Consider the following 12,106-nt stretch of genomic DNA (forward strand, 5'->3'; position numbering starts at 1 on the left):
TGGTCGGGATCGAAGCGCTTAAGGTAACGGCTCGGACAGCGAACGGCCATGCGTCGCGATCACGTTCGAGTACCACTTCGCGCTGTCCTTGGGCGTGCGCTCCTGGGTCGCGTAGTTCACGTGGACCACGCCGAAGCGCTTGGAGTAGCCCAGCGACCATTCCAGGTTGTCCAGCAGCGACCACACCATGTAGCCGCGGATGTCGCAGCCGGCCTGAATCGCGTCGTGGATCGCGCTGAGGTGCTTTTGCAGATAGTCCATGCGCAGCGGGTCGCGCACCCGGCGCTCGCCGCTGGCGTCGGGCTCGGCCACCGGCGGATCGAAGAAGGCCGCGCCGTTCTCGGTGACGTACATCGGGATGTCGCCGTAGCGCTGCTTGAACCAGGTCAGGGTGTCGGTGAGGCCCTGCGGGAACACTTCCCAGCCGGTTTCGGTGTAGGTGCCCGAGGGCTGGCGCACCACGCCGGTGTTGAGCGGGTAGCTGACCGCGTCCTGGGTGACGCTGCGGGTGTAGTAGTTGATGCCGACGAAATCGAGCTTCTGCTGGATCAGCGCGTAGTCCTCGGCCGGCCACTCCGGCCAGGCCTCGCCGAAGATCTCGCGCAGCTCCGGCGGATAGGAGCCGAGCAGGGCGGGGTCGAGGTACTGCTCGTTCATGTAGGCGTGCGCGCGCTTGACCGCGGCGGCGTCGGCGGCGCTGTCGGTGGCGGCGTACTTGGGTTCGATGTTCACCACCAGGCCGATCTCGTGCTGGCCGATCGCACGGTAGGCCTGGACCGCGGCGCCGTGCGCGCGCATCAGGTTGTGCGAGGCGATCGGGGCTTCGAAGCGGCTGCGGTGGCCGGGCGCGAGCGCGCCGTGCAGGTAGCCGCCGTCGGTGATCACCCAGGGTTCGTTGAGGGTGACCCACTTCTTGACCCGGCCGTCGAGCGCGCGATAGAGCACGCCGCCGTATTCGGCGAACCAGTCGGCGCAGTCGCGGTTGAGCCAGCCGCCACGGTCGTCCAGCGCCGCCGGCATGTCCCAGTGGTAGAGGGTGAGCAGGGGTTCGATGCCGTTGGCCAGCAGTTCGTCGACCAGACGCGAATAGAAGTCGACGCCGGCCTGGTTCACCCGGCCGGTGCCCTCGGGCAGGATCCGCGACCAGGACACGCTGAAACGGTAGGCCTGCAGGCCCAGGCGCTTCATCAGCGCGACGTCGTCCTTCCAGCGCCGGTAGTGGTCGCAGGCGACGTCGCCGGTGTCGCCGTTGAGGGTCATCCCCGGCGTGTGGGCGAAGCGGGTCCAGATGCTGGGACCGGCGCCGTCGGCGAGCGGGGAACCCTCGATCTGGTGGGCGGCGGTGGCCGCCCCCCACAGGAACCCCTCGGGAAAGACACGAACTTGACTCATCGCGGTTTGGTCTCCGGAGCGGGCGCCCGTTTCGAGCGCCGGCGTGCATGTAAACGGTTACATGGCAGAATAGCCCAGGGCGACGACAATTGCATCGTGGCCGGGGTCACGATTGGGAGAATTCATGGCGAAGGTCACGCTTGAACGTCTGCGCAAGGTCTATCCGAACGGGTTCGTCGGCGTCGACGAGGCCAGTTTCGAGATCCGCGACGGCGAGCTGCTGGTGCTGGTGGGGCCTTCGGGCTGCGGCAAGTCGACCCTGCTGCGCATGATCGCGGGGCTGGAGACGATCAGCAGCGGCGAGCTGCGCATCGGCGAGCGCCGGGTCAACGAGGTCCCGCCCAAGGACCGCGACATCGCCATGGTGTTCCAGAGCTACGCCCTGTACCCGCACATGACCGTGGCCGAGAACCTCGGCTTCGGCCTCAAGCTGCGCGGCGCGTCCAAGGCCGAGATCGAGGCGCGCGTGAACGAGGCCGCGGCCACGCTGGAGCTGGAATCGATGCTGCAGCGCAAGCCGGCGGCGCTGTCCGGCGGCCAGCGTCAGCGCGTGGCCCTGGGCCGGGCGCTGGTGCGCCAGCCGCAGGTGTTCCTGCTCGACGAGCCGCTGTCGAATCTGGACGCCAAGCTGCGCATGGGCATGCGCGTGGAGATCGCGCGCCTGCACCGTCAGCTCGGCACCACCATGGTCTACGTCACCCACGACCAGATCGAGGCCATGACCCTGGGCCAGCGCATCGTCGTGCTCAAGGACGGCAAGATCCAGCAGATCGACACGCCGATGGCGCTGTACCGGCATCCGGCCAATCTGTTCGTGGCGACCTTCCTGGGCAGTCCGAAAATGAACCTGCTGTGGGGCGAGGTGATCGAACGCGACGGCCTGCGCCTGCGCATCGCCGAAGGCGTGGAGCTGCCGCTGCAGCCCGACGAATCGCTGCGCGAGAGCGTGCGCGGCTACCTCGGCCGCCAGCTCACCGTCGGCCTGCGGCCGGAGGACATGCATCTGGCCGAAGCCGCGCCCGAGCGCCTGGCCGCGCGCGTGGAAGTGGTGGAGCCGGTCGGCAACGAGGCCTTCCTCAACCTGGGCTGCGGCGGCTGCGACCTGGTGCTGCGCCTGCCGCCCTACGACCTGCCCACGCCGGGCGATACCGTGCACCTGGGCTATGCGCCCGAGCGCATGCATTACTTCGACCCCGACACCGAGCGCAGCCTGCGCCCGGCGCCGGCCGCCGGCTGAGCGCGGACAGTCCCACCCAAGGAGCGGCGCATGCGGATCGATCAGGCGACGGCCATCCCGGAAGGCGCGATGTTCTGCGTGCCGCTGGTCGAGGGCGCGGGCTACGCTTATGGCTACGTCGCCCTGGCGCGCGGAGGCTGGGGCTATCTGTACGACGTGTACGACCGCATCGGCGCGGATGACACCCCGCCGGACGGCATCGAGGACGCCGGCCTGGCGGTGCGCAACCTGCTCGGCAGCGGCGGCGAGTTCCTGGCCGCGACCTACAACCCGCGGCCCTGGCGCCTGCTGGACCGGCAGGTGCGCGCGATCGCGCCGCTCGGGCCGGCGCTGTTCCAGGTCGGCAGCAAGGTATTGGACATGCGCGACGGCCAGCCGGTGACCGATGCGACCATCGATCTCAAGAGCCTGCCGTACAAGGAATACCCGACCGACGACGAACACTCCTACCTGATCACGGCGCGGCTGCTGGGCTGCGAGTATCGCTTCAACGATGCGGGCACAGGCTACGAACTGCTGCGCTGAGCGACGACCCCGCGACGGAAACGGAGAGGAAGCCGGTTTGCTCACGATCGCTCGCCCGCGCCTGGCGGCGCTGTATGCCCTGAATCCCGGATGCGACGTCCAGGCGATCGCCGCGGCCGAAGCGGAGCTGGCCTTTCGCCTGCCGGGCGACTACGCGGCGCTGCTGCGCCTCAGCGATGGCCTGCATACGCAAGGCCGGCTGGCGCTGCTGGAACTGGCTGCGATCGGCCCGCGCAATGCCGATTACGAAGTGCAGGTCTATCTGCCCGGCTATGTGATGATCGGCGACGACAGCGGCGGTAGGGCGCTGCTGATGCGCGGCGACCAGTCCACGGTGTACGAGGTCGGCATGGGCTGCATGGACGAGAACGAGCTGACGGTGTCGGCGCGATCGCTGGAGCAGCTACTGCTGGCGTTCGGCGGGCGCACGCTGGGCGAGCGCGACGCGTCGTGTTCCTGAACGATGCGGGACGATCGCTGCGGCGCCTGACCTGCGCGACGGCGCGACGCTCCGTCGTTGCCGATAACCACCCTGTGCCTCAGGCGGCACCTTGCGCGGCCAGGGCCGCGTCGGCGCGCAAGGATTGGCGCTTGAGGCCGACGATCGCGAGCAGCAACAGGGCCATCGGCGCCAGCGACAGATAGAACGCGGTCTCGCCGCCGGTGCGCGCGAACAGCTGGCCGGTGATGAAGGAGCCCGTGGTGCCGCCCAACGCCGAGAACACCACGATCAGGCCGGTCATCGCGGCGTGCCGCGACTTCGGCAGCGCGCTCAGCACCACCGAATTGATCGCCGGATAGATCGGCGCCATGAACAAGCCGATCAACGGGAACACATAGGCCGCGACCGGGGCGTGGGTCCAGCTGGCGTTCGGATCCGGGCGCAGGCCCGCGGCCAGCGGCAACGCCAGCAGCACCAGCGCGCCCATCGCCAGCACGCAGGCGATCAGCAGCCAATGCCAGGGCACGCGCCGCAGCAGCAGGCCGGCGCCGAGCCGGCCCAGCGCCAGCGACACGGCGAAGATGCTCGCGGCCTGCACGCTCATGGTCGTGGGCAGGTGCAGGATTTCGCGGTTGAAGGTCGGCAGCCAGGTGCCGATGCTCTGTTCGATCAGCACGTACAGGAAGGCCGAGGCCAGGAACACGCCGATCAGCGGCTGCGCGATCAGGCGGAACATGTCGAAGAAGGCCTGGCCCGGCGCATGGTCGTCGCGCGCGGCGGATTCGTCCAGGCGGCTGCCCGCCAGCAGCAGCGCGGTCGCGGCGGCGACCGCGGCGATCACGTAGTACACCCGCAGCCAGCGCGGATCGGCGGGCGATTCGGGATTGATGAAGCTCGCGAACAGCCAATAGCCGGCGAGCACGCCGACCATGAACCAGCCTTCGATGGTGCTGGTCAGACTGGCGTGCTGCTGCTTGCCGTCGGTGAGCAGGCCGATCGAGGAATACACCGCGACCTTGGCCAGCGCGAACGAGGCGCCGACGGTCGCGAACAGCAGCTTGGTCGCCCAGAACGCGTGGAACAGCGGCATCAGCGCGCAGGCCGCGGCGACCAGGCTCAGGCCCAGGATCATCGCGCGCCGATAGCCCAGGCGCGGCAGCAGGGAGGCGGTCAGGAACGACACGATCGCGATCGGCAGGTCCTTGAACGCTTCCAGGAAACTGGCCTCGGCCTTGTCCACGCCGAAACCCTGGATCGCCTGCAGGATCACGGTGCCGACGCTGTTGAGCAGCACCGCGAACACCATGTAGGTCAACACCATCGCCAGGATCATGCGGCCGCGGTGGCTGCCGGTAGGGCTCATGCGCTGCTCCTGCGCACGGCCGTCGCGGCCGGGCGCTGTGAAGAAAAAGACCGTTCGCGACGGTCGCGGAGGCCGCCTGCGCCTTGGGGGGAGGGCTTGCGCAGGCGGCGATTCCGGGAGCGCGTCGCGAACGGGCTTCGAAAACCGCGCGCCGGGCGGCGCGCGGCGGTCGAACGCGACGGAGCGAGCATCGCATGCCGCTCCGCCGCCGCCGCGCTCACCAGCGGTAGGCCGCCGAGAGTTGGTAGGAACGGCCTGCGATCGGCCGGCCCAGGAACACGCCGCCGGTGGCGGCGCCGGGCACGCGCACGTTGCCCTCGGTCAGGCCCAGCTCGTCGCTGACGTTGCTGCCGCTGGCGGTGAACTCCCAATGCTCGCCCACGTGCAGGTTCGCGCCCACGTCCAGCGTGTGGTACGAGGGCAACTGCTGGGTGTTGGCCAGGTCGGCGTAGCGGTCGCCGATGTGCGAGTAGGTCGCGAACAGCTTCAGATCGCCGACCGGCAGGGTCCAGTAATAGCTCGGGGTGATCCGGAACTGGGTCTTGGGCTGGCGCATCACCTGGTTGCCGGTGAACTCGCGATAGTTCTCGTACTGGGCGTCCAGCCACACCCCGGTCGCGCGCAGCTCGAAGCCGCCGAAGGGACGGATCGCGCCTTCCAGCTCGACGCCGTAGGCGCGCGAATCGCCGACCGTGGTGAAGTTGCTGCCGTCGTCGAGGAAAGCCTGGAACGGCGAGTTGGTGAAGCTGTTGTAGAACGCGGTCAGGTACAGGTCGTAGACCGAGTTGCCGGACTTGAAGCCCAGCTCGTACTGGTCGACTTCCTGGACCTTGGTGTTGCCGTCGCGCAGGTTGTCGAAGGCCGGCAGCTTGTAGCCCGAGTTGGCGCGCGCGAACAGGCTGGAGGTCTCGTTGAGCTTGAAGTTCAGGCCCAGGGTCCAGGAGAAATGCTTGTCGTCCTGGTCGATGCGGCGCGTGCTCGGCAGCGAGATCGAGGTGTTGTTGTCGTAGAGCGTGTTGGGGTTGCCGTCCAGATCGACCGTGGCGGTGTTGTGCACGGTGCCGTCGACCTGTTGCCACTCGTAGCGGATGCCGCCGTCCAGGCGCAGGCGGTCGTTGATCTGCCATTCGTCGGCCAGGAATACGGCGGTGTTCTGACCGTCGTAGTCGCCGCGCAGCGAGAAGAACGAGGTGCCGACGAAGCCGTCGCGGGTGACTTGGCGGCCGTCGGCCAGGGTCACGTCGATGCGGCGCGCGTTGTTCTGCGCGGTCAGCAGCATGTTGTTGCCCAGGTACCAGGTGTCCTTGGAGGAATAGCGCGCGTAGTAGACGCCGGCGGTGAGGGTGTTGCCCTCGAACAGGTCGCGGCTGAAGCGCAGGTCGTTGGTGAAGGACTCGATCTGCTTGTCGACCACCCAGAAGCCGGCGGTCAGTACCTGCTGGTTCGGATCCACCGCGCCGCCGCCGTTGGTGTAGGTGGCGGTGCCGGGGCTGCCGAAGGAGGCGATGTAGCTGCTGATGGTCTGCGGGCTGGCGCCGGTGAACAGGCCGTTGGTGGGCGCGCTGCCGTTGACGTAGTTGACGCGGTCGCTGATGGTCCAGTCGCCGACGTAGAAGTCCATCGATGCGCCGAACACGTCGAGGTTGATGCCGCGGCCGTCGGCGAGGTCGCGGCTGATGGTCTGGCCGTTGGGACCGGTCGGAATGGTCACGCGGCGGAAGTCGTTGCCCAGCAGGGTGCCCGATTGCGCGTTCAAGCCCGGGAAGCTGGACAGGTCCTTGCCGTTGTTGCGCGACAGCAGCGGGATCGGAGTGAAGAAGGCGTTCTTGTCGTCGGTGTGGCGCGCGTACAGGGTGATCTCGCCACTGTCCCAACTGCGGGTCAGGGTGGCGCTGAACTGGCCGCCTTTGTCGGCCGGGAACTGGGTGTCGCGCACGCCGTCGGTGACGCGGTAGAAGCCGCCGATGCTGTAGTACCAGCCTTCGCCGAGCTTGCCGCTGTTGAACACGTCGACGCGGCGCAGGTTGTCGCTGCCGGCGGTCACGCGCAGGCTGCCTTCGGTCTCTTCGCCGCCCTTCTTCTGGATGAAGTTGACGGTGGCGCCGGGTTGGCCGTTGGAGAAGATCGGGCTGGGGCCGCCGCGCAGCACTTCCATGCGGTCGATGGTGTCGTCCATGCGGAACAGGGTGGAGTTCTCCAGGAACGACAGGGTCGGCGGCGGGAACAGCGGCGCGCCGTCCATCTGCACGGTCACGAACGGGGCGTCGCCTTCCGACGGCATGCCGCGCACGAAGATGTTGGCGCCGGTGCTGCCGCCGGCCGATTCGGCCCAGATGCCGGGTACCACCTTGAGGGCGTCGGCCGTGCTCAGCGGCACCGCTTCCTGCAACTGCTCCAGCGAGGCGGTGGTGATCGAGAAGCTGGCGTCGCGCTTGCGCACGCCCTTGAAACGCGCGGTACCGGAGACCACCACCGCATCCAGGGTGGTGGCCTGACTTTCGTCGGCGGGCGGCGCATCCGCGGCCGGCGTGGCGTCCTGCGCGCGCGCCAGGCCCGGGCTCAACGCGGCGGCGATGGCCATCGACAGGGCGTAACGGATCAGAGACTGCTGCTGCATGGTGTTCTCCCCACTCCTCAAGAATGTCAGGTTGCGTAGATCGCGCCGAGTGCCGGCGCGGCGTCAGGGCGTCACGAAAGCGTCCAGGTCGAAAGCGGCGATCTCGGGCAGGTGCGCATCGGCGCCGGGCAGGGCATCGGCCGCGCCGATGCCGACCGCGGGCATGCCGGCGGCGCGGATCGCGACGATGCCGGCGGCCGCGTCCTCGATGCCGATGCAGCGCTCGGGCGGAACGCCCAGCGCCTGCGCCACGCTCAGGAAAATGTCCGGCGCCGGTTTGGCGCGCGCGATGCGGGCGGCATCGGCGACGTAGTCGAAGCGGTCGGCGATGCCCAGCCGCGCCAACAGCGCGGGCGCGTTCTTGCTGGCCGAGGCCAGGCCGAGCTTGAGGCCGCGCGCACGCGCCGCCTCCAGCAGTTCGGTCACGCCGGGATACAGGTCCTGCGGGCCCATGCTTTCGATCGCGGCGCGGTAGTAGCCATTCTTGCGCGCGGCCAGTTCGCGTCGTTCGGCCTCGTCGTAGGGCCGGTCCGCGCGCTCCAGGATGATCGCCAGCGAGGCCTCGCGGTCCACGCCCTTCAGGCGCAGGTTCACGGTCTCGTCGAAGGGCACGCCGATCTCGTCGGCCAGGCGCTTCCAGGCCAGGTAATGGGTGTGCGCGGTGTCGGTGAGCACGCCGTCCAGGTCGAAGATCAGGGCCTGGGTCGGGCGCGGGAACGGGGCGGATGCGGCGGCATCGGCGGGCGCGCGCGCCAGGGTCTGTGCGGCGTCCACACTCAGGCGCAGGCGTTGTCCGGCGTGCACGATCTCCAACGGCTCGCCTTCGATCAGCCGATACACCACCTGCGCGCGTTCGACGCCCACATGCAGTTCGCGGCCGCGCCAGCGCAGGCCGAAGCCGTAGCCGTTCCAGCGCGCGGGCAGGGTGGGGGCGAAATGCAGTTCGCCCTCGATCGCGCGCAGGCCGGCGAAGCCCTGGGTCAGGGCCAGCCAGCTCCCGGCCATCGCCGCCATGTGCACGCCGTGATCGGTGTTGCCGTGCAGGTCGTCCAGGTCCACGCGCAGGCTGGCGTCGAAGTAATGCAGCGCGCGATCGGCGTAACCGACCTCGCTGGCGAGGATGCCGAACATCGACGCCGACAGGGTCGAGTCGTGGGTGGTCACCGCTTCGTAGTAGTCGTAACTGCGGCGCTTGCGCGCCAGGTCGATGTCGGCGCCGGCCAGCACCAGCGCCATCACCACGTCGGCCTGCTTGCAGACCTGGTAGCGGTAGAGCGTGAGCGGGTGGTAATCCAGCAGCAGCGGGCGGTGTTCGCCCTGTCGCGGCGGGAACGGCCAGCGCGGTTTGTCGAGGAAGCCGTCGTCCTGCGCGTATACGCCCAGGGCTTCGTCGTAAGGCAGGTACATCGCCTCGGCAGCGCGCTCCCAGTTCGCGACTTCGTCGGCGTCCAAGCCCAGGCGCGCGGCCAGGGCGATGGCCGCTTGCGGTCGCTCCTCGTGCAGGCGCCGCCACACCGCGACCGCGCGCCGCAGATGCTGCTGGGCCAGGCGGTTGGTGTAGTAGTTGTTGTCGACCATGGCCGTGTACTCGTCCGGCCCGGTGACTTCGTGGATGCAGAAGGCGCCGCCGCGGCGCGGGTTGTAGTGGCCGATCTGCGGCCAGATGCGCGCGGTCTCGAACAGCATCTCGGCGCCGCCGTCGAACAGGAAGCCGACGTCGTCGCTGGCGTCCAGGTACAGGCCGATCGCGTAGGCGATGGCGGCGTTGATGTGGTACGCGGCCGAGCCCGAAGGGTAGTGCGCCGAGCACTCGCCGCCGCCGATGGTGCGCCAGGGGTACAGCGCGCCGGCGGCGTGGTTCATCTCGCGCGCATGCGCCCGCGCGGCCTCGAGCATGCCGTGGCGCGCCTGCAGCATCGCGCGCGCGACTTCCGGCGCGGTGTAGGCCATCACCGGCAGCACGAAGGCCTCGGTGTCCCAGAAGCAATGGCCTTCGTAGCCTTCGCCGGTCAGGCCCTTGGCGGCGGTGCCCGACACGCCGTCGCGGCCAGCGGACTGCCACAGGTGGAACAGGTTGAAGCGCAGCGCCAGTTCGCTGTCGGGATCGCCGTCGATGGACAGTTCGGCGTCGCGCCAGAACTCGGCCATGGCGCCGGACTGCAATGCGGCCAGGGCCTCATAGCCAGCCTCCACCGCCGCCGACAATGCGCTGTCGACGCGCGCGTCCAAGCCGCCGGCATCGGCGGCGCTGGCGTAGGCGACGAACTTCTCCAGCACCACGCTGGCGCCCGGCAGCAACTGCGCTTCATAGCGCTGCGCGGCGCCCGCCTCGTCGGCCACGGCGTCGGCATAGCGCAAGCTCGCCTCGCCCGAGGGCAGACGATGGCGTTGGCCGCACAGCACCGCGCCGGTACCGTGGCGGGTGCGCTGGCCGTAGCGGGCCTGCACGGCGTCGGCGCGCGCGCCGTTGGCGAGCAGGCCTTCGCTGCCGGACACGCCGATGCGCGGATCGTCGCCCTGGGCCGCGGCCTGGCGGCCGCTTTCTATCGCCGACACCAGCGCGATCGGGCCGCTGTAGTCGATCGAGGTCACCCGGTAGCGGATCGCCAGCAGGTCGCAAGCGCCTGGATGCACGTTCAGCGGCACCACGCGTTCGGCCAGGATTTCGACCGTCGCGCCGTGCGCATCGCGCAGACGCATGCGCCGCCGTAGCGCGCCGGCATGCAGGTCGAGTTCGCGCTCGAACGCCAGCACTTCCGCGGTTTCCGGATCCAGGCGTTGTTCGCCCAGCCAGACCTCGATGCGTTTGCCGTCGGCGACCGGCACGCGGGTGTCGGTGCTCAGGGCGAAACCACGGAAGCGCTCGTGGTAGTGGATCGGGTGGTGCTCGTAGACCGCGGCCAGGTAGCAGCCGTCGCCGTCGCCGCGACCTTCCTCGAAACCGCCGCGCACGCCCAGCGAGCCGTTGGCCAGCGCGTACAGGCTGGCGTCGCGCTGTCGGCGCGCCGGCTCGTAACGGTCCTGGCGCAGGCGCCAGGCGCGCTGCGCTTGCGGGTCTTGGTCGGGGCGGGGCGGGGGATTCGTATCGGTCACGCGGGTTCGGCCTGCACGCTGGACCGCCGGTCGGCGGCTTGGAGGCGGACCCTAAAAGCGCATTGTTATCGATGTCAAGTTATCGATAACAAAAGCCGACGTCATGGGCGTGCCGAGCTGCCGATCAGGGCCGCAGGAGCATTCGATCCCGCGTTGGCCCAGGTCTAGGCGTCTGAATTCATGACGGTTTTTGGTTGCCGCGACGCGGGCGGGCCGAATCGCTGGCGCCCGGCGTCCGCTATTGCGCTGCGGTCAATCGCGTTGCGGCGCAGCATGCGTCTGCGCCGCGCCCAGGCCGGGCTCAGGTCACCCGCACCACCAGGTTGGTCGCCAGGATCTCCGACTGCGCTGGCTGGCCCTCGATCAGGGCCAGGATCTTGCGCGCCAGCAGCACGCCGGCGTCGGTGAAGTTCTGGTGCACCGAGGTCAGCGGCGGCAGATAGGTCGCGCCCAGCGGGGTGTCGTCGTAGCCGATCACCGAGACGTCCTCCGGCACCCGCCGGCCGCGTTCGATCAGGGCCCGGATCGCGCCGATCGCGAGCAAGTCGCTGGCCGCGAACAGGGCGTCGAACTGCGGATGCTCGTCGAGCAGGCGATGCACCGCGGCCGCGCCGGCGCTTACGGTCAGGGCCGGCACCGAGGGCGTGAGCGGAATCAGGTCGTGACGGGCGAGGGCGCGGCTGTAGCCGTCCAGGCGCTCGGCGAATTCGCCGTGCGCGGGATCGCCCAGGAACACCGGCCGGCGCCGCCCCAGGGCGATGAAACGCTCGGCCGCGAGCGCGCCGCCGCGCTGGTTGTCGCTGCCCACCACCACCTGCGATTCGTGGCGGCTGACCGCGCCCCAGACCACCATCGGCCGGCCCCAGCGCTCGACCTGGTGCATGGCGTCCTCGTGCGCGCCCTGGCCCAGCAGGATCACGCCGTCGGCGGCCTGCACGCTGGGCAGCGCGCCGCCCTGCAGCGAGGTCAGCAGCACCGCGTAGCCGGACGAGGTCAGTTCCTGGCTGATGCCGCCGAGCAGGTCCAAGGGGTAGGGCCCGGACATCTGGCGTTCGATGGTCGGGGTCATCTCGACCACCACCGCCACGGTCATGCTGCGGCGCAGGCGCAGATTGCGCGCCGAGATGTTGAACATGTAGCCCTGGGTCTCGGCCAGCGCCTTGATCTGGGCGCGGGTCTCGGGATTGACCAAGGGGCTGTCGCGCAGGGCGCGCGAAACCGTGATCGCCGAGACCCCGGCCAGCTTGGCCAGATCGGCCATGGTCGGGCTGTCGCCGGGTTCTTTCTTGCGGCGTTGGGCGCGGGGTCGGCTCATCGGCCTGGCTACCTTGCGTTGCGGACGGGCGCGGACCGCGTCCGGGTCCGTGCGTCATCAATAGCATGACGGCCGTTGCGGTTCGCAGTCCCCCGGGGCGGCGGAAGCCTGTGCCGATCCGG

Annotated in this window: 8 protein-coding genes; 3 read left to right on the top strand and 5 right to left on the bottom strand. The window is 69.4% G+C overall.

Annotation, left to right across the window (positions count from 1 at the left end; all coding sequences use genetic code 11):
* Positions 1–18: 18 nt before the first annotated feature.
* Positions 19–1,392 carry a GH1 family beta-glucosidase gene (locus ASE35_RS04520; RefSeq protein ID WP_057163074.1) on the bottom strand — a complete coding sequence of 458 codons (1,374 nt, stop codon included), beginning with the start codon at positions 1,390–1,392 and terminating at the stop codon, positions 19–21.
* A 124-nt stretch (positions 1,393–1,516) separates the two neighbouring features.
* Between ASE35_RS04520 and ugpC the strand changes: the two genes are divergently transcribed.
* From ugpC to ASE35_RS04535, 3 genes are read left to right on the top strand one after another with little or no spacing between them, the layout of a single operon-like run.
* The gene (ugpC, locus tag ASE35_RS04525; protein WP_057163075.1) at positions 1,517–2,629 is read left to right on the top strand and encodes a sn-glycerol-3-phosphate ABC transporter ATP-binding protein UgpC; all 1,113 of its coding nucleotides are present in this window, start codon (positions 1,517–1,519) and stop codon (positions 2,627–2,629) included.
* A gap of 30 nt (positions 2,630–2,659) precedes the next feature.
* The gene (locus ASE35_RS04530) at positions 2,660–3,154 is read left to right on the top strand and encodes a hypothetical protein (protein WP_057163076.1); all 495 of its coding nucleotides are present in this window, start codon (positions 2,660–2,662) and stop codon (positions 3,152–3,154) included.
* A 37-nt stretch (positions 3,155–3,191) separates the two neighbouring features.
* Positions 3,192–3,614, top strand: a complete 423-nt coding sequence (locus ASE35_RS04535; protein ID WP_057163077.1) for an SMI1/KNR4 family protein — start codon at positions 3,192–3,194, stop codon at positions 3,612–3,614.
* 79 nt (positions 3,615–3,693) lie between these two features.
* On the opposite strand, the gene ASE35_RS04540 is transcribed toward ASE35_RS04535, so the two are convergent.
* From ASE35_RS04540 to ASE35_RS04555, 4 genes are all read right to left on the bottom strand, one after another.
* Positions 3,694–4,959, bottom strand: a complete 1,266-nt coding sequence (locus ASE35_RS04540) for an MFS transporter (RefSeq protein ID WP_235569990.1) — start codon at positions 4,957–4,959, stop codon at positions 3,694–3,696.
* A 217-nt stretch (positions 4,960–5,176) separates the two neighbouring features.
* Positions 5,177–7,576: a TonB-dependent receptor gene (locus ASE35_RS04545; RefSeq protein ID WP_057163078.1), complete on the bottom strand. Its 2,400-nt coding sequence runs from the start codon at positions 7,574–7,576 to the stop codon at positions 5,177–5,179.
* A gap of 63 nt (positions 7,577–7,639) precedes the next feature.
* Positions 7,640–10,669, bottom strand: a complete 3,030-nt coding sequence (gene pgmB / locus ASE35_RS04550; protein ID WP_057163079.1) for a beta-phosphoglucomutase — start codon at positions 10,667–10,669, stop codon at positions 7,640–7,642.
* A 301-nt stretch (positions 10,670–10,970) separates the two neighbouring features.
* Positions 10,971–11,984, bottom strand: coding sequence for a LacI family DNA-binding transcriptional regulator (locus ASE35_RS04555; RefSeq protein WP_056174439.1), 1,014 nt, complete (start codon positions 11,982–11,984; stop codon positions 10,971–10,973).
* Positions 11,985–12,106: the final 122 nt, after the last annotated feature.

The sequence above is a fragment of the Lysobacter sp. Root916 genome (genome assembly GCF_001429785.1).
Lineage (GTDB): Bacteria > Pseudomonadota > Gammaproteobacteria > Xanthomonadales > Xanthomonadaceae > Lysobacter.